19 protein-coding genes are annotated in these 24,678 nt (G+C 62.5%); 16 read left to right on the plus strand and 3 right to left on the minus strand.

Features of this window, described 5'->3' with window-relative positions; all coding sequences use genetic code 11:
• Positions 1 to 73: 73 nt before the first annotated feature.
• From J2X56_RS18625 to J2X56_RS18670, 10 genes are all read left to right on the plus strand, one after another.
• The gene (locus J2X56_RS18625) at positions 74 to 430 is read left to right on the plus strand and encodes an FmdB family zinc ribbon protein (RefSeq protein WP_121042382.1); all 357 of its coding nucleotides are present in this window, start codon (positions 74 to 76) and stop codon (positions 428 to 430) included.
• A gap of 19 nt (positions 431 to 449) precedes the next feature.
• Entirely contained in the window at positions 450 to 1,085 is a 636-nt protein-coding gene (locus J2X56_RS18630; RefSeq protein ID WP_034329425.1) for a DUF502 domain-containing protein, read from the plus strand.
• A 96-nt stretch (positions 1,086 to 1,181) separates the two neighbouring features.
• Positions 1,182 to 2,987, plus strand: coding sequence for an aspartate--tRNA ligase (gene aspS / locus J2X56_RS18635; protein WP_034329422.1), 1,806 nt, complete (start codon positions 1,182 to 1,184; stop codon positions 2,985 to 2,987).
• Between the two features lie 285 nt (positions 2,988 to 3,272).
• Positions 3,273 to 4,574, plus strand: coding sequence for an MFS transporter (locus tag J2X56_RS18640; protein ID WP_121042384.1), 1,302 nt, complete (start codon positions 3,273 to 3,275; stop codon positions 4,572 to 4,574).
• Between the two features lie 8 nt (positions 4,575 to 4,582).
• On the plus strand, positions 4,583 to 5,812 hold the full coding sequence (locus tag J2X56_RS18645) for an amidohydrolase family protein (RefSeq protein WP_034329458.1): 1,230 nt from the start codon (positions 4,583 to 4,585) through the stop codon (positions 5,810 to 5,812).
• Positions 5,813 to 5,932: 120 nt separating this feature from the next.
• Positions 5,933 to 6,838, plus strand: coding sequence for a LysR substrate-binding domain-containing protein (locus J2X56_RS18650; RefSeq protein ID WP_034329416.1), 906 nt, complete (start codon positions 5,933 to 5,935; stop codon positions 6,836 to 6,838).
• Positions 6,839 to 6,888: 50 nt separating this feature from the next.
• The gene (nudB, locus tag J2X56_RS18655; protein ID WP_121043062.1) at positions 6,889 to 7,392 is read left to right on the plus strand and encodes a dihydroneopterin triphosphate diphosphatase; all 504 of its coding nucleotides are present in this window, start codon (positions 6,889 to 6,891) and stop codon (positions 7,390 to 7,392) included.
• A 54-nt stretch (positions 7,393 to 7,446) separates the two neighbouring features.
• Positions 7,447 to 8,244, plus strand: coding sequence for an endonuclease/exonuclease/phosphatase family protein (locus J2X56_RS18660; protein ID WP_121042386.1), 798 nt, complete (start codon positions 7,447 to 7,449; stop codon positions 8,242 to 8,244).
• Between the two features lie 2 nt (positions 8,245 to 8,246).
• Entirely contained in the window at positions 8,247 to 9,410 is a 1,164-nt protein-coding gene (locus tag J2X56_RS18665; RefSeq protein WP_039785243.1) for a phosphatidylserine/phosphatidylglycerophosphate/cardiolipin synthase family protein, read from the plus strand.
• Between the two features lie 136 nt (positions 9,411 to 9,546).
• On the plus strand, positions 9,547 to 10,722 hold the full coding sequence (locus J2X56_RS18670; RefSeq protein WP_039785245.1) for an acetyl-CoA C-acetyltransferase: 1,176 nt from the start codon (positions 9,547 to 9,549) through the stop codon (positions 10,720 to 10,722).
• A gap of 84 nt (positions 10,723 to 10,806) precedes the next feature.
• Here J2X56_RS18670 and J2X56_RS18675 read toward each other — a convergent pair whose 3' ends face one another.
• The 3 genes from J2X56_RS18675 to tssI are packed head-to-tail and all read right to left on the minus strand — an operon-like array spanning position 10,807 to position 16,892.
• Positions 10,807 to 12,201, minus strand: a complete 1,395-nt coding sequence (locus J2X56_RS18675) for a hypothetical protein (RefSeq protein ID WP_310161630.1) — start codon at positions 12,199 to 12,201, stop codon at positions 10,807 to 10,809.
• 32 nt (positions 12,202 to 12,233) lie between these two features.
• Positions 12,234 to 12,911: a hypothetical protein gene (locus J2X56_RS18680; protein ID WP_310161632.1), complete on the minus strand. Its 678-nt coding sequence runs from the start codon at positions 12,909 to 12,911 to the stop codon at positions 12,234 to 12,236.
• A 15-nt stretch (positions 12,912 to 12,926) separates the two neighbouring features.
• Positions 12,927 to 16,892, minus strand: a complete 3,966-nt coding sequence (gene tssI, locus J2X56_RS18685; protein ID WP_310161634.1) for a type VI secretion system tip protein TssI/VgrG — start codon at positions 16,890 to 16,892, stop codon at positions 12,927 to 12,929.
• Between the two features lie 183 nt (positions 16,893 to 17,075).
• Between tssI and J2X56_RS18690 the strand changes: the two genes are divergently transcribed.
• The 6 genes from J2X56_RS18690 (at position 17,076) to J2X56_RS18715 (ending at position 24,579) form a co-directional block, all read left to right on the plus strand.
• Positions 17,076 to 17,450 carry an RNA-binding S4 domain-containing protein gene (locus J2X56_RS18690; RefSeq protein ID WP_121042390.1) on the plus strand — a complete coding sequence of 125 codons (375 nt, stop codon included), beginning with the start codon at positions 17,076 to 17,078 and terminating at the stop codon, positions 17,448 to 17,450.
• A gap of 83 nt (positions 17,451 to 17,533) precedes the next feature.
• Complete coding sequence (locus J2X56_RS18695) at positions 17,534 to 17,995, plus strand: hypothetical protein (protein WP_121042392.1); 462 nt, start codon at positions 17,534 to 17,536, stop codon at positions 17,993 to 17,995.
• 217 nt (positions 17,996 to 18,212) lie between these two features.
• The gene (locus tag J2X56_RS18700) at positions 18,213 to 18,914 is read left to right on the plus strand and encodes a TetR/AcrR family transcriptional regulator (RefSeq protein WP_034329398.1); all 702 of its coding nucleotides are present in this window, start codon (positions 18,213 to 18,215) and stop codon (positions 18,912 to 18,914) included.
• Between the two features lie 17 nt (positions 18,915 to 18,931).
• Positions 18,932 to 20,722 (plus strand): acyl-CoA dehydrogenase C-terminal domain-containing protein, encoded by a 1,791-nt coding sequence (locus tag J2X56_RS18705; protein ID WP_034329395.1) that lies wholly within the window; start codon positions 18,932 to 18,934, stop codon positions 20,720 to 20,722.
• A gap of 222 nt (positions 20,723 to 20,944) precedes the next feature.
• Positions 20,945 to 23,332: a 3-hydroxyacyl-CoA dehydrogenase/enoyl-CoA hydratase family protein gene (locus J2X56_RS18710; RefSeq protein ID WP_134135755.1), complete on the plus strand. Its 2,388-nt coding sequence runs from the start codon at positions 20,945 to 20,947 to the stop codon at positions 23,330 to 23,332.
• A 50-nt stretch (positions 23,333 to 23,382) separates the two neighbouring features.
• Positions 23,383 to 24,579, plus strand: a complete 1,197-nt coding sequence (locus J2X56_RS18715) for an acetyl-CoA C-acyltransferase (RefSeq protein WP_008334355.1) — start codon at positions 23,383 to 23,385, stop codon at positions 24,577 to 24,579.
• Positions 24,580 to 24,678: the final 99 nt, after the last annotated feature.

Consider the following 24,678-nt stretch of genomic DNA (forward strand, 5'->3'; position numbering starts at 1 on the left):
CGGGCAGGTTCACTAAAACTCCGCCAAAAGCCTTTATAATTCAGGGTTTTGGAAGTTTTTTGCGGAGTTTGTCATGCCCATTTATGCGTATCGCTGCGAAGCGTGTGGTTTTGCCAAGGATGTCTTGCAGAAGATCTCTGACGATGCGTTGACCGTTTGCCCCTCCTGCAACAAGGACAGCTTCCGGAAGCAGCTGACTGCGGCCGGCTTCCAGTTGAAGGGTTCGGGCTGGTACGTGACCGATTTCCGGGGCAATGGCAGCGGCACGGCCAACAGCAAGGGTGCCAATGGCACCGGCATTGCCGGCTCAGCTGACGCCCCCGCTGCGCCTGCAGATGCACCTGCTGCTGCTGCTGCTCCGGCCGCTGCGCCCGCACCGGCACCGGCGGCGGCTGCCCCTGCGGCAGCGTCCACCCCCAGCGCCAGCTAACGAGGCCTTCCTTTCCCCCATGCGCAAATACTTCATTACGGGTCTGCTGATTCTGGTCCCCCTGGCGATCACGCTGTGGGTACTGAACCTGATCATCAGTACCATGGACCAGTCGCTGCTGCTGCTGCCGGAGGCCTGGCGGCCGGCGCACTGGCTGGGCCACAACATCCCCGGCCTGGGCGCGATCCTGACCTTGCTGATCGTATTCCTCACCGGCCTGGCCGCGCGCAATTTCATCGGCCGCCGCCTGGTGCTGCTGTGGGAAGGCCTGCTGACCCGCATTCCGGTGGTGAAGTCGATCTATTCCAGCGTCAAGCAGGTTTCCGACACGCTGTTCTCGCCTTCCGGCAACGCCTTCCGCAAGGCCGTGCTGATCCAGTACCCGCGCCAGGGTTCGTGGACCATCGCCTTCCTGACCGGCGCGCCCGGTGGCGAGGTCAAGAACCACCTGCAGGGTGACTTCATCAGCGTGTATGTCCCCACCACCCCCAACCCGACTTCCGGTTTCTTCCTGATGCTGCCGCGTGCCGATGCCATCGAGCTCGACATGTCGGTGGATGCAGCCCTGAAGTACATCGTCTCCATGGGCGTGGTCGCCCCCGAGATGGTCACCGACAAGAAGATCATCACCGACGCGGCGGCGCCGAAGAATTGAGGGGGCGGCCGGCAGTCCGCTGCCCGGCCAGCCCCGCCTTCGCCCTTAGCGTCTTCTCTGAAATCCAACAAGAACACTGTCAACGGAATCACAACCATGTCCATGCGAACCCAATACTGTGGCCTCACTACCGAGGCACTGCTCGGCCAAACCGTCAGCCTGTGCGGCTGGGTGCACCGTCGCCGCGATCACGGCGGCGTGATCTTCATCGACCTGCGCGACCGCGAAGGCCTGGTCCAGGTGGTCTGCGACCCGGATCGCGCGGATGTCTTCAAGAATGCCGAATCGGTGCGCAACGAGTTCTGCCTGCGCATCACCGGCCTGGTGCGCAACCGTCCGGAAGGCACCACCAACGCCAACCTGAAGTCGGGCAAGATCGAAGTGCTGTGCCACGAACTGGAAGTGTTGAACCCGTCGGTGACGCCCCCGTTCCAGCTCGATGACGACAGCCTGTCGGAGACCACCCGCCTGACCCACCGCGTGCTGGACCTGCGCCGTCCGCAGATGCAGAACAACCTGCGCCTGCGCTACAAGGTCGCCATGGAAGTGCGCAAGTTCCTGGATGCACAAGGCTTCATCGACATCGAAACCCCGATGCTGACCAAGTCCACCCCGGAAGGCGCCCGCGATTACCTGGTGCCCTCGCGCGTGAACGCCGGTGAATTCTTCGCCCTGCCGCAATCGCCCCAGCTGTTCAAGCAGCTGCTGATGGTGGCGAACTTCGACCGCTACTACCAGATCACCAAGTGCTTCCGCGACGAAGACCTGCGTGCTGACCGCCAGCCGGAATTCACCCAGATCGACTGCGAAACCTCCTTCCTGAACGAACAGGAAATCCGTGACCTGTTCGAAGGCATGATCCGCCTGGTCTTCAAGAACGCGCTGGACATCGACCTGCCGAACCCGTTCCCGGTGATGGACTTCGCCACCGCCATGGGCATGTATGGTTCGGACAAGCCGGACATGCGCGTCAAGCTCGAATTCACCGAGCTGACCGATGTCATGAAGGATGTGGACTTCAAGGTCTTCTCGGGCGCTGCCAACAGCGAAGGCGGCCGCGTGGTCGGCCTGCGCGTGCCGGGCGGTGCGGACATGCCGCGTTCGGAAATCGACGCCTACACCCAGTTCGTCGCCATCTACGGTGCCAAGGGCCTGGCCTACATCAAGGTCAATGAAAAGGCCAAGGGCCGTGACGGCCTGCAGTCGCCCATCGTCAAGAACATCCACGATGCGGCCCTGAACGCCATCCTGGAAAAGACCGGCGCACAAGACGGCGACCTGATCTTCTTCGGTGCCGACAAGGCCAAGGTGGTCAACGATGCCATCGGCGCGCTGCGCGTGAAGATCGGCCACAGCGAATTCGGCAAGAAGAACGGCCTGTTCGACGACGCATGGCGTCCGCTGTGGGTGGTCGACTTCCCCATGTTCGAATACGACGAAGACGGCCAGCGCTGGGTTGCCCTGCACCACCCGTTCACCTCGCCCAAGGATGGCCACGAAGACTTCATCTCGACCAACCCGGGTGCGGCCATCGCCAAGGCCTACGACATGGTCCTGAACGGCTGGGAACTGGGCGGCGGTTCGGTCCGTATCCACCGCGCCGACGTGCAGAGCAAGGTGTTCCGCGCCCTGAAGATCGATGACGAAGAAGCCCGCCTGAAGTTCGGCTTCCTGCTGGACGCCCTGCAATACGGCGCGCCCCCGCACGGCGGCATCGCCTTCGGCCTGGACCGCCTGGTCACCATGATGGCCGGTGCCGAATCGATCCGCGACGTGATCGCCTTCCCCAAGACCCAGCGCGCCCAGTGCCTGCTGACCCATGCCCCGTCGGAAGTGGACGAGAAGCAGCTGCGCGAGCTGCACATCCGCCTGCGCAATACCGAGCCGGCAGTGAAGGCCTGATCGATTCATCGATTCGACATTCAGCTCCGTATCGATTCATCGATTGGGTGGATGAATCGATGAGGGCAGCAACAAGAAGCGCGTGCAGAAATGCACGCGCTTTTTTCATTCCGGTAGCGGATTCCTAAACGATATAAACAATATAAAAAGTTAAGGAGAAAAATCGCCAAATCATTTACGCATGCATGCGCACAGAGCATGGCTGCATGCACAGATATCATTTCCGCCAGTCTCCCGCTGACCCTATTATCGGCCGCATATCAACGTCTGACATGAGGGGAGAGCATGCAAGCAACGACATTACCAGCCGGCGGGATTCCGGTGGTCACCAACCACCAGCGCCGTCGCGCGATCATTGCCACCGTGATCGGCAATGGTCTCGAATGGTTCGATTTCACCGTCTACAGTTTCTTCGCGGTGATCATCGCCAAGCTGTTCTTCCCGACCGGTAACGACCTGACCTCCTTGCTGCTGGCAGTGGCCACCTTCGGTGTCGGTTTCTTCATGCGTCCGGTGGGCGGCATCCTGCTGGGCATCTACGCCGACCGCGTGGGCCGCAAGGCGGCGCTGTCGGTCACCATCCTGCTCATGGCGGTGGGCACCACCATGATCGGCCTGGCACCGACCTATGAAAGCGTGGGCCTGTTCGCCCCGCTCATCATCGTCGTGGCACGCCTGCTGCAAGGCTTCTCGGCCGGCGGCGAAATGGGCAGTGCCACTGCCTTCCTGACCGAATACGCGCCCGAGCGTGAACGCGCCTATTACTCCAGCTGGATCCAGGCCAGCATCGGCGTGGCCGTGCTGCTGGGTGCAGCCGTCGGTACCTTCGTCACCACCAGCCTGGATCCGCAGGCCCTGGCCAGCTGGGGCTGGCGACTGCCCTTCCTGCTCGGCATCATCATCGGCCCGGTGGGTTACTACATCCGCAATCACCTCGAAGAAACCCCGACCTTCCTCGAAGAAAAGGACAAGACCGATTCGCCCTTGAAGGAAGTGATCCGCAACTTCCCGCGCGAGACCTCGGCCAGCTTTTCGATGGTGATCCTGTGGACGGTCTGTACCTATGTGCTGCTGTTCTACATGCCGACCTACTCGGTCAAGGTGCTGAAGCTGCCGCAGACCACCGGCTTCATCGCCGGCATGGTCGGTGGACTCTGCATCATGGTGCTGGCCCCCATCGTTGGCCGCCTGGCCGACCGCATCGGACGCCGTCCGCTGCTCTCCGGTGCCGCCGCACTGATCCTGGTGCTGGCCTATCCCATGTTCGCTTACATCAACAGCGCGCCCAGCCTGTCCACGCTGCTGATCTTCCAGCTGGTCTTCGGCACCCTGATTGCGGCCTATACCGGCCCCATCCTGGCGGCCTTCTCCGAACTGTTCCCGGCCAAGGTGCTTTCCACCGGCCTGTCGGTGGCCTACAACCTGGCCGTGACCATCTTCGGCGGCTTTGCTTCCTTCTTCATCACCTGGCTGATCGCTGCCACCGGCAACAACATGGCCCCGGCCTTCTACGTGATGATCGCCGCTGCCATCAGCTTCGTCGGCACCCGCTTCGTGCGTGAGCCGCAGTACCTGCAACAACACTGAAATTCGCCATGACCAAGATTCTCCTGAAGGGCGGCAACGTCCTCGACCCGGCCCTGGGCAGCCTGTTCCCGCGCCATGATGTCCTGATTGAAAAAGACCGCATCGTCGATGTCTCCGCTACCCCGCTGGAGGTGAGCGGCGCACGCGTGATCGACGTCACCGGCAAGACCGTCATGCCCGGCCTGATCGATTGCCACGTGCACGTGCTGGCCTCGCTGGCCAACCTGGGCCTGAATGCCTTGCAACCCGGCTCGCTGACTTCGATTCGCGCCTTGCCCATCGTCGAAGCCATGTTGAATCGCGGCTTCACCAGCGTGCGTGATGCCGGCGGTGCCGACTGGGGCCTGGCGCAAGCCATCGCCATCGGCCTGGTACCGGGACCGCGCATCTTCCCCTCGGGCAAGGCGCTGTCGCAAACCGGCGGCCATGGCGATTTCCGTCCGCGTTCCGATGTGCTGGAGCCGTGCTCCTGCGCCTTCCGTGCCGGTGCCATTGCGCGCGTGGCCGATGGTGTGGATGCCGTGCGGCTGGCTGCCCGCGAGGAATTGCAGAAGGGGGCAACCCAGATCAAGATCATGGCCTCGGGCGGCGTCGCTTCGCCGACCGACCCCATCGGCAATACCCAATACAGCGAAGATGAAATCCGCGCCATCGTGGCCGAAGCCGAAGCCGCGCAGACCTACGTGATGGCGCATGCCTACACCGGCCGCGCCATTGCCCGTGCCGTGCGCTGCGGCGTGCGCACCATCGAGCACGGCAACCTGGTCGATGCCGAGGCTGCACGCGTGATGCGCGAGCACGGTGCCTTCGTGGTGCCCACGCTGGTGACCTACGATTCGCTGGCCCGTGATGGCGCGCGCCTGGGCCTGCCGCCGGATTCGGTGGCCAAAATCGAATCGGTGCGCCAGGCCGGCCGTGACTCGCTGCGCATCTATGCCGAGCACGGCGTGCAGATGGGCTTCGGCTCGGACCTGCTGGGCGAGATGCATCAGGATCAATCGACCGAATTCCTGATCCGCGCCGAGATCCTGGGCAACCTGGAAACCATCCGCTCGGCCACCTCGATTGCCGCTGCGATCCTGCAGCGCGAAGGCGAACTGGGCACCGTGCGCGCCGGTGCGCTGGCCGACCTGATCGTGGTCGACGGCAATCCGCTGCAGGACATCACGCTGCTGACCGGCCAGGGTGAACACCTGTCGCTGGTCATGCAATCCGGCCACATCCACCGCAGCCGCTGATCGCCGGTACTGCGTCGTTTGCGCCGCAGCTTTCCGCACCTCATGGGAAAGCTGCGGCGGGCATGCTTTTCGCTCTACCATCTCGACCTGGATGAGACCTTTCGAGCCGGAGCGCCGACCATGCGTATATCGCCCCTTCCCCCATTACCTTCGCTGATCGCCTTCGAGGCGGCCATGCGCCATGGCAGCTTCACCCGCGCGGCGGCTGAACTGCACCTCACGCAAAGCGCCATCAGCCGCCAGATCGCCCAGCTGGAGCGCTTTCTCGGCAAGAAGCTGTTCCTGCGCGAGCCGCGCGCACTGCGCCTGACGGTGAGCGGCCAGCGCTATGCCGCGCTGGTGCAGCGCCTGCTGGTCGATTGCGCTGAAGCCACTGAAGACATCATGAAGCGCAAGGGCCATCAGGAATTGACGGTGGCCTGTTCGCAGGGGGTGGCGGTGCTGTGGCTGACACCGCGCCTGGCGCGTTTTCGCGCCCAGCATCCAGATTGCCACCTGCGCCTGGTGGTCAATGACAGCCTGGCCCAGCTGTCCGAAACCGATTTCGACATGGGCATCTACTTCCTGCGCGATGGCCCGCCTTCGGGCCTGGCGGTGCGCCGCCTGTATGACGAGGAAGTGTTCCCGGTCTGCTCCCCGGCCTATCTGAAGGGCCGTACGCTGGCCCCTGCCGAGCTGCCCCAGGAAACCCTGCTGATGCTGGAGGACGGGCAGCGCCAGTGGATGTCCTGGCAGAACTGGCTGGCGCACAACGGGGTGGACGATGTGCGCATCGAACAGCAGATCCTGTCGAACCAATATCCGGTGCTGTTGCAACTGGCCATGGAAGGGCAGGGTATCGTGCTGGCCTGGCGTCACATGATCGACGCCTGCATGGAACAAGGGCTGCTGGTGCGCGCCTGTGAAGCCAATGCCAGCCTGGGCGGCGGTTATTATGCGGTGTGGCCGCGCGACCGCATCGAGCATGCAGCGGCACGGGCCTTCCGCAGCTGGCTGGTGGCCGAGAGCGAAGCCTCGCTGCTCTGAAACGCTGCCGTCCCGATACAATGGAGCCTTTCCCGCATCACGGACAGGCCATGACGCAAGCCAAGCCCTACAAGATTCCCGAATCGGTGCTGGTGGTGATCCACAGCGCCGATCAATACGTGTTGTTGATCGAACGGGCCGACCAGCCCGGCTTCTGGCAATCGGTGACCGGTTCCAAGGATGCCCTTGATGAGCCCTTGTCGGAGACCGCCCGACGCGAGGTGGAGGAAGAAACCGGCATCGTGGTGGCCGACACCGGCGTAGACTCCTTGCAGGATGGCGGAAACCGCGTGCCGCGCGCGCATCTGCGCGACTGGCAACTTTCCAACATCTATGACATCTATCCGGTCTGGCGGCACCGCTATGCGCCGGGCGTGACGAGAAACACCGAACATGTCTTTGGCCTGCTGGTGCCCCGTGATATTCCGGTGACGCTGGCCCCGCGCGAGCACACCCGCCATGTCTGGCTGCCGTATCGCGAGGCAGCCGACCGCTGTTTCTCGCCCTCCAATGCGGAAGCGATCCTGCAGTTGCCGCGCTATCTGGCGACCTAGCCAGCGTCTTGCGCGGGACCGCCACCGGACAAGAACAAGAGAAAGGTTGCATCGATGAAGCTGCGCGTTGCCACATACAACATCCACAAGGGCGTGACCTCCTTTGCCGGCCGCCCGCGCATCCTGGCGCTGAAGCAGGCGCTGGCACAACTGGATCCGGACATCCTGTTCCTGCAGGAAGTGCAGGGCCGCCATGACCTCAACGCCCTGCGTCACGCCTCCAACTGGCCGCAGCAGGGGCAGCATGAATATCTTGCCGGTGATACCCACCACGCCGCCTACGGCATGAATGCCGTGTATGACCATGGCCATCATGGCAATGCGCTCATCTCGCGTTTTGAAATCGCTTCCATCCGCAACCAGGATGTGTCGGACCATGCCTATGAGTCACGCGGCATCCTGCATTGCGTGGTGCCCATCGAAGGGGTGGAGGTGCATTGCTACGTGATTCACCTGGGGCTGTTCGCAGGGGGCCGTCGGCGCCAGATCGATGCGCTGATCCAGGCCGTGAGCGCCTCCTCGCCGCCTGATGCGCCCTTGCTGATTGCCGGTGATTTCAATGACTGGACCAACCAGCTGAGCCGCACGCTGTACCAGAATCTGGGCGTGACCGAAGTGTTCGATCAGCCGCAGCCCAATGCGCGCGGCGTGATGCATGGCTTGCGCCGGCTCGGTGGCTTGTCGGCACCGATCCGCCCGGCACGGACCTTCCCGGCCATGATGCCGTGGCTGCGATTGGACCGCATCTATGTGCGAGGTTTCCGCGTGGAAATGGCGGAGGTCCTCAAGGATGGCCCCTGGGCGCGCCTGTCGGACCATGCCCCGATCGTGACCGAACTGCAGCTGGCCTGATCTTGCGCCACCTCACCTTTACTGACGGCAACCAGATTGCGCTGCTGCACAGTGGCGCGGGGTTCTATCCCGCCCTGATCAGCGCCATCGACGCAGCACGCGTCGAGATCTATCTGGAAACTTATATTTTTTCGCTCGACGATACGGGCATACTGGTCTGCGAAGCCCTGCAAAGGGCCGCCGGACGCGGTGTTGTGGTCTATGTCATCAATGACTGGCTCGGTACCGGACGCGAAAATACTAACAAATTGCGACTCGCACTGACGGCGGCCGGGGTGCAGCATCGCTCCTTCAATCCCTGGTTCCGGCGCGGCGTGGCGCGCAGCCACCGCAAGCTGTGCGTGGTGGATCGGCAGGTGGCCTTCGTTGGCGGGCTCAACATCAATGACGACATGGTGTCCGACCGTGACCACATCACCGCGCTGCCCGCACCGCGCTGGGATTTCGCCGTGAGCGTGCTCGGGCCGCTGGTGCAGGACATCTATCGTGAAGTGCAGGCGCAATGGCTGCGTGTGGGGCGCATGAAACTGAAGGCGCGCTGGCGCAACTTCAAGCGCCTGCGCCATGGCCACCCAGGTCCAGTGCATGACCAGACCCAGGCTGCGCTGGTGGTGCGCGACAATTTCCGCAACCGGCGCACCATCCAGCGCGCCTATCTGCAGGCGCTGGGGCGTGCGCGGGAGACGGCCTTCCTCGCCAATCCCTATTTCGCCCCGGGCCGCAAGATGCGCCGCGCGCTGGAAGAAGCCGCCATGCGCGGGGTGAAGGTGACCCTGCTGCTGGGCGTGGGACAGTTCGTGATGCAGGATGCGGTGGCGCATTCCTTCTATCCCAAGCTCCTGCGGGCGGGCGTGCGCATCATCGAATACACCCATACGGAACTGCATGCCAAGGTGGCCGTGGTGGATGACAAATGGGCCACCGTGGGATCGAGCAACTATGACGGCCTGTCGCTGTTCGTCAACCAGGAAGCCAACGTGGTGGTGCAGGATCCGGCCTTCGCCGCTTACCTGCGCCAGGAGATCGAAGCCGGTGCGGCAGGGGGCCGGGTGGTGCACCTGTCGGACTTCCTGCACGTGCCCTGGTACAAGCGCGCGGCGTATGGTGCGGCCTTCCTCCTCTATCGCACGGTAATTCACATCATCACGCTCGGAAAAGACGCTTGAGACTTTTTGCCGGGTGTTTGATTTACCGAAAATTCACCATATCGCGTTCCAAGATGAAATCGAATAAGATGACCATCCCGGTTTTCGAAGGACAGCCGTGCGCGGCTTCCTGCCATTTCAATAAAAGGAGCGAGTTATGGATGATGTGGTCATTGTCGCAGCACAGAGAACGGCGATCGGCAAATTCGGCGGATCCTTGTCGAAGATTGCGGCGGCCGATCTGGGTGCGCAAGTCATCAAGGCCCTGCTGGCCAAGACCGGCATCAAGCCGGAAGCCATCAGCGAAGTCATCCTCGGCCAGGTGCTCACGGCTGGCCTGGGCCAGAACCCGGCGCGCCAGTCGGTCATCAAGTCGGGCCTGCCTGACATGGTCCCGGCCTTCGTGGTCGGCAAGGTCTGCGGCAGCGGCCTGAAGGCGGTGCAGCTGGCGGCGCAGGCGATTCGCTGCGGCGACGCCCAGATCGTCATCGCCGGTGGCCAGGAAAACATGAGCGCCTCGCCGCACGTGCTCAACAACTCGCGTGACGGTTTCCGCATGGGCGATGCCAAGCTGACCGACACCATGATCGTCGATGGCCTGTGGGACGTCTACAACCAGTACCACATGGGCATCACCGCCGAGAACGTCGCCAAGAAGTTCGAGATCAGCCGTGAAGAGCAGGACGCCTTCGCAGCTGCCTCGCAGAACAAGGCTGAAGCGGCGCAGAAGGCCGGCCGGTTCAAGGATGAGATCGTGCCCATCGAAATCAAGGGCAAGAAGGAAACCGTGGTCTTCGATACCGATGAATTCGTCAAGCACGGCGTGACTGCCGAAGCCCTGGCGGGTCTGCGTCCGGCCTTCGACAAGGCTGGCACGGTGACGGCCGGCAACGCCTCCGGCATCAACGATGGTGCGGCGGCCGTGGTGGTGACCTCGGCCAAGCTGGCCGCGGAACTGGGTCTGCCGGTGCTGGCCAGGATCAAGGCGTATTCCTCGGCTGGCCTGGATCCCAGCATCATGGGCATGGGCCCGGTGCCGGCATCGCAGCTGACCTTGAAGAAGGCCGGCTGGACGCCGCAGGATCTGGACCTGATGGAAATCAACGAAGCCTTCGCCGCGCAAGCCATTGCGGTGAACAAGCAGATGGGCTGGGACACCAGCAAGATCAACGTCAACGGCGGCGCCATCGCCCTGGGCCACCCCATCGGTGCCTCGGGCTGCCGCGTGCTGGTGACGCTGCTGCATGAGATGGTGCGCCGTGATGCCAAGAAGGGCCTGGCGAGCCTGTGTATCGGTGGCGGCATGGGCGTGGCGCTGGCGGTGGAGCGTTGAGCCTGTTGATGCGCTTGTCGTGATGAAGAAACGCCGGCTTTTCAGCCGGCGTTTTTCTTTGGGGCAAGATGGGGGACCCGCCGATCAGCTTCCTTTTGCCATTGGTTCTTCCGCACTGAAATTGCGGATCGTGATGGCTTTGCGTCCTGAAGGCAGGGGTTGGTTGGCCTGATCCAGCCATTGCCATTCAATTTCTTTCGGAGAGATGTCCAGCCCGCGATCACGCGGATCGGGGAAGGGCTGCCCTTCTTCGACATAGGCCTGGCGGTTCCACTGGTTGAAGACCTTGGCCAGAGGATGGGCCGGATCAATTCGTCCGTGCCAGATACCGGTAGCGGGTGCAGGAAGCAAGCCAGTGGCAAGCAGTTCGCGTGAAGGAACGGGAATCTCGCGCAGCACGCCTTGCCGATACAGGCGCTGGATGGTGTTGTCACCTTCCTCCGGCTGGGTGCGCACGATCTGCGCGCGGTGAGCGGCCTTGCCCGCGCTTGCCTTCAGGCCAGCAGGCGGTGAGCGCAGATCATGCACGCGCTGGATTGTCTGACCGGGAGCGGCGACCCGATTCCAGGCATCGACAAAGTTCTTGCTCACGCAGATGAGTACCTCACCGACAATACGGCACGCATAATCCTGAAATGGCTTCAGGCCCGGGAGATTGTCTCCACCGCCTTCCCATGATTCACCTCGGCGTGGATCATGAAACAGGTGTTTTCTGGTATCCCAGTAATCGGTGACGCTGTTCAAGCCCATGACGTAACCAACCGCGTGCTGACCGTGCGCATGGTCATAGTCGATCAGTATCGTTTTTTGATGCGCAGTCGATGCTTCCATGAAGGAGATAGCTTCCATCCGCGGGAAGATCTTCTTGCTTTCTTTCGAAAGGCTCTCGCGCACCTTGTCGCTGTCGCACGCGCGGACCTTGAAGCTGAGATGAGAATGGGTGCCGTGGGTCGCATCAAAGAACCACAATGCGTTGAAGTAGTCGCGGCGCTCCTGTGGCGTCATCCCGGCTTCATGTGGTTTTCCGGAGAGGCGCTCGTGATGCCGGATGCGCTTGACCTGCTCCGCTTGGAGCATCCCGTAGCCCGGTGTATTTCTCGCCAGAGCGGAGATCAGTCCATCACGCCAGCACAGCACCCGCACCTGAACCGGCTTCCCGTTGTTGTACTTGCCGGCCGCGACATCCCTGAGCAAATCCCCCCAGGTCGGACCCCGGGGCCAGGTATTGCCCGTGCGTTCCAGTTCCATGGCGGGGTCGAATCCCCAGCAAATGATTTCCACACTGTGCTTGGCCCGCCTGATGTCCTGCAAGATACGGGCAAAGCCTTCTTCGCCGCAGATCAATACTTCAATCTGGTTGGCGTGATAGATCGGAGAGTTGCTGTCTTCTGCGCGTTCCAGCAGCCATTGTGCAGTGGCGGTGGCCGATCTTTTGCGCAGATCCATGGGCACGCTGCCCGGATGATGTGTTTCTTTCATAAGTAGCGTCGTTGGAAGCGCGATGGTTGTCGTCAACGAGCGCTTGTCGTTTCTGAAGGGGAAAAGTTGCGAATCGTGATCTCCTTGCGGCCTGAGGGCAGGGGCTGATTCGCCTGATCCAGCCATTGCCATTCAATTTCTTTCGGAGAGATGTCCAGCCCGCGATCACGCGGATCGGGGAAGGGCTGCCCTTCTTCGACATAGGCCTGGCGGTTCCATTGGTTGAAGACCTTGGCCAGCGGATGGGCCGGATCAATTCGTCCGTGCCAGATACCGGTAGCGGGTGCAGGAAGCAAGCCTGTGGCGCGCAGTTCGCGTGAAGGAACGGGAATCTCGCGCAGCACGCCTTGGGGGACGCGCCAGTCTGGGACATGTCGTGCAGCTGGCGCTTTGGGAACCGGTATGCCGAGATAGTGGAAACGAAGAATGCCGGACTCTTTTGTGCCGTCGTCAGGGGGAGTGAAGGATTCGCCCTGCTCATAGTGCATGGGTACCTGTGCCGCATTCCATGCGACTTGGCGGGGTGTGTAGGGTTTGACTAATTGGGCGATCCAATAACCGCTGATGACGGCATTGGTGTTTGGATGCTGGATCAGAGGGCCACCTTGTGGCTCGTCAGGGAGGACAAAGCCGTCGGGGATGAGTGTCGTTGAAACCACTAGTGAAAACAGTGCGGTGAAAGAAGAGATGTTGGGGAGATGCAAGCACATGGATATTCCCGCTAATCAAGCCACCCTCAGGATGGATGTTCTCTCATCAAAAAATGGCATGAGGAATCCTTTTGGTGCCAACTGTGCCGTCTTCTTTTTGCGATTGTCATTTAGCAGATCGTTCCACTTTCTAAATGACTTCGATATTTCAGCTACGTGGCCATCGCCTCCGTCGCAGCCTTCGGCATTAGCCGAATGCAGAACAAAGACCTCCTTGCGCAATTTCCCGCTCAACCGCGCATCGTCACACCCAATATTGATCTCAGCATCCACCGCCATACTGCGCAGATTGAGATTGGCGCTGCCCAGCGTAAAGAAGGCGTCATCGACAATCATCAGTTTGCTGTGGATGTAGATCTCCCGATATTTCTCGCCCTTGCTGTCGCCGGCATGATCATAGGTCCACAGACTAGCCACCAGCGTCTTGATGCCCAGCGACTCCAGTTCCTTGGCGATCTCGACATTGCCGGGAGACGACTTGCCCTCGACCTTCTTGTCCTGGTTGGGCATCGAACGCCCATGTCCCAGCGTCTTGAGCGTTTCATGGGTGGCGGGTACCATCTGGGCACGCTCGGGTGTGGGGATGACGATGAAGACATGCAGATCGGGCAATTCCTCTAATGACTGTCCGGCCGCCTGCCACGCTGCGATGAAGTCTCGCCGGAGGTGCTTGAGATACCGCGCCCATTCGGTGTACTGGAAATACTGGTTCTCGATGTAGATGTAGTTGGAGGCGAAGCTTGTCGCTTGCCGGTACAGGCGCTGGATAGTCTTGTCGCCTTCCTCGACCTGAGTGCGCACGATCTGGGCGCGATGAGCGGCCTTGCCTGCGCGAGTCTTCAGGCCAGCCGGTGGCGAACGCAGATCGTGTACACGCTGGATTTTCTGATCAGCCGTGGCCACCCGATTCCAGGCATCCACGAAATTCTTGCTCACGCTGATGAGCGCCTCGCCGCAAATGCGGCAAGCGTAATCTTGAAATGGCTTCAATCCGGGCAGAGCATCGCCACCGCCTTCCCATGCTGCCCCCCGGCGCGGATCGTGAAACAGATGCCGGCGCGTGTCCCAGTAGTCTGTCACGCTGTTCAAGCCCATCACATAGCCGACGGCATGTTCACCGTTGGCATGGGCATAGCCCGAGGCCGCCAGTTGCTGGTCCAGTGCACTGATCTGTTCGTGGACCGGTAAATCAAAGCAGTAGCCATTGGGGAGCTTGACCGAGTAGCTGTCGTCGCCCGGCTGATGGCCTTCGATCCTTAATCGCCCGGCCGCGTCAGTGACGCCCACGGCGATCTGCGCCCCCTGCTTGAAGAGCGTATAGGGCTGGTGTGCCAGCGGCCTTCCATCGCGCGCATGACTGCGCAGGCGCACCAGCAAACTGCCGCTCTGCTGCAAGTCTTCATAGGTAGGCGGTGGCGCTATCTCCGGTGGCGGACAATTGGCCGGACCCAGCACATTGTGTTCAGCAGCCTGTTGCCGCCACTGTCCGCTGGTGCCGTGTTCGATGAGGCTGGCATTCCAGCGGCTGAAGCTGCCGCCGCCATGGATTTGCGTGTCATCGCGCGAACGGATGCTGATCTTCGGGGCCTGCAGAATGATCTCTTCGCTGGCCTCCAGCAGGATGCGTCGCGCAGCCTGAAGCTCGACGTGTTCTTCGTGCGCCTGCACCTTGACACTGCCCTTGCCGCTGATCAGCTTCATGTGCTTGCCGGCAAAGGCAGCGAACATTTCTCCTGCCCGCATCAGCAATTTGCGTCCGGCATTGAGCTGGGTATTGTCCCGGCTGAGCAGGTCGATATGCCGGGACGCGCCTAGCACCATGGTGTCCTGGCTCGTCACGCTCACGCCGGCCGGTGCGTCGAGGGCGACCATGGGTGCCGCAGCGTGCCTCGTGCCGCCGGCCGCTTCGCTCGTGTCCCATGCCTGCAGTTGCGTCCTGATACGCTCCAGCTGCGCCAGATCGGTCGCTTCTGCATGATGTCTGGCCGCATCCTGGCTCAGGCGCTGCGCCAGTTCCGCCAGACTGCGCAGGGTGTCCAGCTGGGCCTCGCGCTCCAGCATGCGGCCGCGCCCCCGGTCCTGTGCTTGTGCCGTAATGAGGATGCCTTTGGCCCCACGCAGGACGCCATGCCCATCCGTGCGCGCCTCCAGACCCTCGCCACGATCATCTCCCTGCCCGTCGTGACGCGGTTCGGTGAGATAACCCAGATTGATCTGGCTGTGCTGGTGCTCGCTGGCCAGTTGCGTGCTGATCTGTCCGGGCGTGTCATCCAGGCGCAGCTGGTTGTAGCGGGCACCTTCGATCTCCTTGCTCTTGATCCCCGAGAGGAAGCGATTGCCGGGCAAGCCGCCGCTGTGGCTGAAGCGCGCCGGATGGTTGATGCCGTTGTGCAGGACACCGGCGACGAACATCTTGTCCGGATCTCCCCCAAGAAAATCGATCAACACTTCCATGCCGACCCGCGGCACCGCATCGTGCCCATAGCCTGCCCCGGCCCAGGCGCTCGATACCCGCACAAATGCGCTATCCCGTTCCTGCCCGCTGGTGCCCGCACCTTGCGCGTGGACGTGGTCTTCCACGTGCAAGCCCTGCAGTTGTACCTTGATGCGGCCCAGTTCGTCGCAGTACACCTCCTCGTTGGCAGGCCCGACTACCAGTGCGGTAACCGGATGCACGGCCGGCAGATGCAGCCGGGGATCGTAATGCGGTGCCAGCGGCGCGCTGCGGCGGCAGCAGCTGAGCTGGTTGCGGTAGCGCATGTCCGCTGCGCCCTGCACATCGGCTTGCCAGGTGGAGGCGGGCAGCAGGCGGTCGATCGCATCCTGCAACGCTTTGGGGAAATTGTTTTCGGCTTGCTGCCGCAAGGAAGTCACGATGAATTCGCGCAAGGTGCGATCTTGGCCGTGCATGTCCGGATGCCCTTCCAGCTCGAACCAGTGCCCCACCGCCAGATCGCGCACCGTACCGCTGGCCTCGAAGGATTCGCTGCGGCCCTCGTGCGCCAGCATGCGGGCATCGGCCAGGCGCAAGTGATCTTGCTGGCCATCCGCAGCGTGAGGGGCCTCGATCAACCCGTCATTCAGGATGGCGGCCAATGCCCTGCCGGTATCGCCCTGGTCAATCGCGCTGTGGCTGGCGGCTTCCTCCAGGCGCACCGCCTTGTAGTCCCAGCTGCCGCGCCATACGCGACCCGGCACCAGGCTGCGCTGGCGGCTCCATGCGCTGATGGTGTCGCGCTCCTCGGTGGCACCCTCGCGGTGGTAACGCACCGTACCGGCAAGGGCCCGGGGCAGCAGGGCGGACTGATCGCAGAACACCAGCGTATGCATTGGTACGTCTGCATGCGCTGTCCTGCCGGTATTGGCAGCCGGCTGGGGGCTGGCCACATACCAGGCAATGCCCTCGCGCCGGCAGAGCCGCCTGATGAAGTGCGCATCGGATTCGTTGAACTGATGGCTGATCTCGCGCATCGGATAACGGCGATCTTCCAGGCCATCCAGATCGAAGTGAAACGCCGTCGCCAGTGCGGGGCTGCGCTGACGCCATTCACCGAGCATGATCTCCAGGATGCGCGGCACGCTCATTTGACGGAAGACGCGGGTGTTGATGCGCTCCTCCATGATCGACAGCGCGTCCTTGAGCGTGAGCTGGTAGACCCGCAGCGCACCGTCGGCCTGGCCGGCGCGCGCCTCGGTGATGATCCCGTTAGTGTGATGCAGACCGCCTCGGTCGGTCACCATCTCGATGCCCAGCGGCTGTCCAAGCAGGGCCTGCAGCGGCAGTTCAGGATCGCTGGACACGCAGGTCAGCTTCGCCTGCAGTCCTTCCAGACAGGCTTCCTGGATATCGACTTGCTGCACCAGCAGCCATTGCGCGAAATGAGTCTCCTGCCCTCGCCAGCGCAGCCTGAGGGGACGGTGTAGCTGCGAGAGTACGGCGCCGGCAAATGCCGCAGCGATGGTCTGGAATTGATCTGTCATGGCGGAACGGACGGCAGCGACAAGCGTGGTCAGAAAAACTGGCAAGCATAGTGACGCTGATCCACCAGGGCAGAGATTCACCAAAGAAAGGAAGTGAATCCCGATTTTCTTGAGCAAATGATTCAAAAAATATCGATAATTACCGCTACTCACTAAGCATCACTGACCACTTCTCATCCCGACATGGACACCACCCGCATCGACAAATGGTGCTGGGCCGCACGCTTCTTCAAGACGCGGTCACAGGCCACCGAAGCCGTGGAGCGCGGCCGCATCAAGCTCAACGGCGAGCGCACCAAGCCTGCCCACAACGTCAGGAACGGTGATCGCCTAGACATCGACAACGGTTCCACCGAATGGGAAGTGCTGGTTACCGGCATTGCCGACAAGCGTGGCTCGGCCGCCATTGCCGCCACCCTCTATCAGGAAACCGAAGAGAGCATTGCGCGCCGTGCCGCGCTGGCCGAACGCCATCGCCTCTTCCGCGAACCCTCGGCCGAGATCAAGGGACGCCCGACCAAGCGTGACCGCCGCCTGCTCGACCGTTCCTCATCCTGATCCCGCCGCAGCGCTGGCTCGTTGTAAGATGAAGGCCGTTTTCCCCGGCCTGTCTTTTCTCCAACCCAGGTGCAAAGGTGCAGATGTCTCAGGTGGTCTCTTCCGAATCGATGCAGTCCGTCCCCGTGGCCCGGCCCCTGCGCAAGGAGTGCCCGCCCGGTGCCTGCGACTGCCAGCGTGAAGCGCTGCTGGAATGCCTGCACGCGCCCGAAGCGCGCGTACTCTGGCTCACCCGTGAAGAAGAAAAACGTCTGATCGAACGCATCACCCGCGTCAGCACCTACGACGAGCTGCTGCATGTGGGCAGCCTCATGCGCAAGAACCTCGGCATCCACCTGCACATCAGCCCCGGGGCCAACGAGGTGCGCACCGTGCGCGGCCTGCAGATCCACCTGGCCGAGCAGCCCGGCCTGTGCCGCAAGACGCGCGACACCATCCCGGCGGCCATCCGCAAGTGCCTGGAAAACAACCCCACCATCGTCTACGCCCTGCTCGATGCCCACGACCTGCTGGGCGCCGCCAGCCCCCCTTCCGAATCCGCCTGAAGGCTTGCCGCCCGGCAAAAATCCATGCCGCAAGACAGCCCGATTTTTTGTTTGACATTTGCGGCGCTATGAATAATAGTACGATCGTTCGAATAAATTCTGCATGAAGATAAATTCATGCCGGGTTATCCAGGGCACAAGACAGCGGACCCCGAGCCGCGCCCGTCGAACCGGTTCCTTCCCGTCGCCGCCTGCGGCGGATATCAAAGAGACAACGATGACTGAGACAAGCAAGGTGACCACCGCGCCCGCCCGGCCCAAGTTCCTGCGCAAGGGCGAGCAGACCCGCGCCGCCATCCTGGATGTGGCGCTGGAGCTGGCCAGCCGTGATGGCCTGGAAGGGCTCACCATCGGCCTCCTGGCCGAGAAGATGAAGATGAGCAAGTCCGGCGTCTTCGCCCATTTCGGTTCGCGCGAGGACCTGCAGATCGAGGTCGTGCGGCTGTACCACAACCGCTTCGAGCAGGACGTGTTCTATCCCTCCATCAAGGAGCCGCGCGGCCTCCCGCGCCTGGAAGGCATGTTCGCGCGCTGGATCAAGCAGGTCACGGTGGAAATCGCCCTGGGCTGCATCTACATCAGCGGCGCGGTCGAGTATGACGACCGTCCCGGTGCCATTCGCGATCACCTCGTTGCCATGGTCCAGGCCTGGCGCGATGCGCTGGAGCGCTGCATCAAGCAGGCCATGGAAGCCGGCCACCTGCGCACCGACATCGAGGTCAGCCAGATGGTCTATGAAATGTATGGCCTGATCCTGGCCCTGCATCACGATGCGCGCTTCCTGCACATTCCCGGCAGCGTCGAACGTGCCGAGGCCAGTTTCCGGCGTCTGATCGACAGCTACCGCCCGCAGGGCAGCGACAGCGCCAGTACCAGCGCCCCCAAGAATTCCAAATCGGCTGCCAGGAAGGCAGCGTAACCCGTCCGGAGACATTCATGCCCCAATACAACGCCCCTTTGCGCGACATGCAATTCGTGCTGCACGAGCTGCTCAATGTCGAGGAAGTGTTCAAGGAACTGCCGCCCCACGCCGACACCAACCGCGAACTGGTGGACCAGGTGCTGGAAGAGGGCGGCAAGTTCGCCTCGCAGGTCCTGTTCCCGCTGAATCATTCGGGTGACCGCGAGGGCTGCCATTTCGATCGCGAGAGCAAGGCCGTGACCACGCCCAAGGGTTTCAAGGAAGCCTACAAGCAGTACGTGGAGGCCGGCTGGGCGGCGCTGTCCTGTGATCCGGACTTCGGTGGCCAGGGTCTGCCGCTGACGATCAACAATTCCTTCTACGAGATGCTGAACTCGTCCAACCAGGCCTGGACCATGTACCCCGGCCTGTCGCACGGTGCCTACGAATGCCTGCATGCGCACGGTTCGGACGAACAGAAGCAGCTCTACCTGCCCAAGCTGGTCTCGGGCGAGTGGACCGGCACCATGTGCCTGACCGAAGCGCACTGCGGCACCGACCTGGGCCTCCTGCGCAGCAAGGCCGAGCCGCAGGCTGATGGCTCCTACAAGATCACCGGCAACAAGATTTTCATCTCCGCCGGTGAGAACGACGTGTCCGCCAATATCGTTCACCTGGTCCTGGCCCGTCTGCCCGATGCGCCCGAAGGTTCGAAGGGGATTTCACTTTTCCTGGTTCCCAAGTTCCTGCCCAATGCCGACGGCTCGCTGGGCGCGCGCAACCCGATCTTCTGCGGTGCCATCGAAGAGAAGATGGGCATCCACGGCAACGCCACCTGCCAGATGAATCTGGACGGCGCCACCGGCTGGCTGATCGGCCAGCCGCACAAGGGCCTGCAGGCCATGTTCGTGTTCATGAACGCGGCGCGCCTGGGCGTGGGCATGCAAGGCCTGGGCCTGACCGAAGTGGCGTACCAGAACGCCCTGGTCTACGCCAAGGACCGCCTGCAGATGCGCAGCCTGTCCGGCATCAAGGCCGCCGACAAGCCGGCTGATCCGATCATCGTGCACCCGGACGTGCGCCGCATGCTACTGACCGCCAAGGCCTTCGCCGAAGGTGGCCGCGCCTTCACTTCGTATGTGGCGCTGGAGCTGGACAAGGAACTGACCCACCCCGATGAGCAGGTGCGCAAGGACAGCGCCGACATCGTGGCCCTGCTGACCCCGGTGGTAAAGGCCTTCCTGACCGACAACGCCTGGATGGCCACTTCCGAGTGCCTGCAGGTCTACGGCGGCCACGGCTACATCGCCGAGTGGGGCATGGAGCAATACGTGCGCGATGCCCGCATCAACATGATTTATGAAGGAACCAACACCATCCAGTCGCTGGATCTGCTGGGCCGCAAGATCCTGATGGACAACGGTGCCAAGCTGAAGAAATTCGGCGCGCAGATCCAGGCCTTCGTGGAAGAGCACGGTACCGATGAGTCCATGTCCGAGTTCATCACCCCGCTGGCCGACATCGGCGACAAGGTGACCAAGCTGACCATGGAAATCGGCATGAAATCCTTCGCCAACCAGGATGAAGCCGGTGCGGCTGCGGTGCCCTACCTGCGCGTGGTGGGCCACCTGGTGTTCTCCTACCTGTTCGCCCGCATGGCCAAGATTGCGCTGGAAAAGCAGGACAGCGGCGATGCTTTCTACACCGCCAAGCTGGCCACGGCGCGCTTCTACTTCGCGCGCCTGCTGCCGGAAACCGCGATGCTGATCCGCCAGGCCCGTTCGGGTGCGGCCAACCTGATGGCGCTGGACGCAGAACTGTTCTGATCGCAACACCACGCCGCGCGCGGGCTGCACGCCTGCACGCGGCGTTGATCCAACGCAATGCGGCCCGTGACGGCGTCACGCGGGCGTCACTGCGGCAGGGCATGCTGTGAGCCGCCGCACCCGGGATAAAGAGCGTACAGTGAGCGCTCGTCCCAGCGGCGCAGCACCTTGCCAGGCCCGAATTCATGTTTCATGTTTGCAGCACCAGCAAAGGAGATTTGCGTGTCCAATTTCATCGTCAAAAAAGTGGCCGTGCTCGGCGCGGGCGTCATGGGGGCCCAGATTGCCGCCCACTGCATCAATGCCCGCGTGCCGGTCGTGCTGTTCGACCTGCCGGCCAAGGAAGGCCCGAAGAACGGCATCGTGCAACGCGCCATCGAGAACCTCAAGAAACTGAGCCCGGCGCCGCTGGGCAACAAGGATGACGCGGCCCTGATCCAGGTCGCCAACTACGAGGATGACCTGGCCGTGCTGGAAGGCTGCGACCTCATCATCGAAGCCATCGCCGAGCGCATGGACTGGAAGCACGACCTCTACAAGAAGGTCGCCCCGCACATCGGTCCCAAGGCGATCTTCGCCTCCAACACCTCGGGCCTGTCGATCAATGCCCTCTCCGAAGGTTTCGATGCGGGCCTGAAGGCGCGCTTCTGCGGCGTGCACTTCTTCAACCCGCCGCGCTACATGCACCTGGTCGAACTGATCCCGACCCAATCGACCGAACCGCACATCCTCGACCAGCTCGAAGCCTTCCTCACCACCACCCTGGGCAAGGGCGTGGTGCGGGCCTTCGACACCCCCAACTTCGTGGCCAACCGCGTGGGCGTGTTCGGCATCCTGGCCACCATCATCGAAGCCGAGAAGTATGGCCTCTCGGTCGATGTGGTCGATGACCTCACCGGTGCCAAGCTGGGTCGTGCCAAGTCCGGCACCTTCCGTACCGCCGACGTGGTGGGCCTGGATACCATGGGCCATGTCATCCGGACCATGCAGGACAACCTGAAGGACGATCCCTTCTTCTCTTCCTATGCCACCCCGCCGCTGCTGGCCAAGCTGGTCGAGCAGGGCGCGTTGGGCCAGAAGAGCGGTGCCGGTTTCTACAAGAAGGTGGGCAAGGACATCCTGCGCATCGATCCGGCCAAGGGCGATTACGTTCCGGGCGGTGCCAAGGCCGATGACATCATCGCCCGCATCCTCAAGGAAAAGGATCCGGTCAAGCGCATGAAGGCGCTGCATGATTCGACCAATCCGCAAGGCCAGTTCCTGTGGGCCATCTTCCGCGATGCCTTCCACTACATCGCCGTGCACCTGGAATCGGTGGCCGACAACGCCCGTGACCTCGACTTCGCCATGCGCTGGGGCTTCGGCTGGAGCGTCGGCCCCTTCGAGACCTGGCAAGCTGCCGGCTGGAAGCAGATCGCGCAATGGGTCAAGGAAGACATCGAGGCCGGCAAGGCACTGTCGAGCGCACCGCTGCCCGACTGGGTCTTCGATGGCCGTGACGGCGTGCATTCGGAGAAGGGCTCCTGGTCGCCCTCCAAGAAGGCTGACGTGGCCCGTTCCGAGCTGCCGGTCTACCAGCGCCAGGCCTTCCGTGCCCCGCTGGTGGGCGAGGGTGCGGCCGATGGCAAGAGCGCCGGTACCACCTTCTTCGAAGACGAATCGGTGCGCATCTGGCACCAGAACGACGATGTGCTGATCCTGTCCTTCAAGACCAAGATGCACGTGATCGGCCAGGGCGTGATCGATGGCATGAACAAGGCCGTCACCGAAGCCGAACAGAACTTCAAGGGCCTGGTGATCTGGCATCCGGATGCAGCCGAAGGCGGTGCCTTCTCCGCAGGTGCCGACCTGCAGTCGATGCTGCCGCTGTTCATGTCCGGTGGCGTCAAGGCCATCGAGCCGGTGGTGCACCAGCTGCAGCAGGCGCACCAGCGCCTGAAGTACGCCAGCGTGCCGGTAATCGCCGCTGTCGCCGGCCTGGCGCTGGGCGGTGGCTGCGAATTGCTGCTGCATACCGCCAAGCGCGTGGTCTCCATCGAGTCCTACATCGGCCTGGTGGAAGTGGGCGTGGGCCTGATCCCGGCCGGTGGCGGCCTGAAGGAAGCCGCCGTGCGCGCTGCCAAGGAAGCCAAGGGCAACGACATCCTGCAGTTCCTGAAGGAATACATGCTGGCTGCAGCCACTGCCAACGTCTCCAAGTCCGCACTGGAAGCGCGCAAGCTGGGTTACCTGCGCGAGGATGACGTGATCGTCTTCAACCCCTATGAATTGCTGCACGTGGCCAAGGTCGAGGCGCGCGCGCTGTTCGATGCCGGTTATCGTCCGCAACTGCCGCCGCAGGTGCCGGTGATCGGCCGCAACGGCCTGGCCACCATCATGGCGCAGCTGGTCAACATGCGTGATGGCGGCTTCATCTCGGCCCACGACTTCAAGCTCGGCAAGATGATTGCCGAGACCGTCGCCGGTGGTGAAGTGGAAGAGGGCAGCATCGTCAATGAACAATGGCTGCTCGACATCGAGCGCAAGTTCTTCATGGAGCTGCTCAACCACCCCAAGACCCAGGAACGCATCATGGGCATGATGCAAACCGGCAAGCCTGTGCGCAATTAATGAAACCTCTCTCCCCCTGAAGGGGAGGGAGAGTCCAAGGAGATTTGATAATGAGCAAACAATTGCAAGACGCCTACATCGTCGCCGCCACCCGCACCCCCATCGGCAAGGCGCCGCGTGGCATGTTCAAGAACACCCGCCCGGATGACCTGCTGGTGCGTGCCATCCAGTCCGCCGTGGCACAGGTGCCGGGCCTGGATCCCAAGCTGATCGAGGACGCCATCGTCGGCTGCTCCTTCCCCGAAGGCGCGCAAGGCCTGAACATGGCGCGCAATGCCGTGCTGCTGGCCGGCCTGCCCAACACCATTGGCGGCGTCACCATCAACCGCTACTGCGCCTCCGGCATCACCGCCATTGCCATGGCCGCCGACCGTATCCGCGTCGGCGAAGCCGATGTCATGATCGCTGCCGGTGCGGAATCGATGTCCATGGTACCGATGATGGGTTTCCATCCTTCCATCAACATCAATGCCTTCAAGGATGAGAACGTCGGCATGGCCTATGGCATGGGCCTGACCGCCGAGAAGGTGGCACAGCAGTGGAAGGTCTCGCGTGAAGCGCAGGACGAATTCTCGCTGGCCTCGCACCAGAAGGCCATCGCCGCACAGCAGGCCGGTGAATTCGCCGACGAGATGACCTCGGTCGAGATCGTCGAGCGCTTCCCCAACCTGGCCACCGGCGAGATCGACATCAAGACCCGTACCGTCGCCCTGGACGAAGGTCCGCGCGCCGATTCCAACCTGGCCGCGCTGGCCAAGCTGAAACCCGTCTTCGCCGCCAAGGGCAGTGTCACCGCCGGCAACAGCTCGCAGACCTCCGATGGCGCAGGTGCGCTGATCATCGTTTCGGAAAAGATCCTGAAGCAATTCAACCTGACCCCGCTGGCGCGCTTCGTCTCCTTTGCCGTGCGCGGCGTGCCGCCGGAGATCATGGGCATCGGTCCGAAGGAAGCGATTCCTGCGGCCCTGAAGGCCGGTGGCCTGACCCAGGACCAGATCGACTGGATCGAACTGAACGAAGCCTTCGCTGCACAAGCGCTGGCCGTCATCGGCGACCTGGGCCTGGACCCGAGCAAGGTCAACCCCATGGGCGGTGCGATTGCCCTGGGTCACCCGCTGGGGGCCACCGGTGCGATCCGTGCCGCCACCACCATCCATGCACTGCGCCGCAAGAACCTGAAGTACGGCATGGTGACCATGTGCGTGGGTACCGGCATGGGTGCGGCGGGCATCTTCGAACGCGTCTGATCCGCGCCCGCAAGGCCTGATGCAAAAGCCGCACTGCGCATGCCGTGCGGCTTTTTTCATGAACCTTATAAATCATTTATAACATTCAAGGAGACTGTG

This window comes from Herbaspirillum sp. 1173 (assembly GCF_031455335.1).
Classification (GTDB): Bacteria; Pseudomonadota; Gammaproteobacteria; order Burkholderiales; family Burkholderiaceae_D; genus Herbaspirillum; species Herbaspirillum huttiense.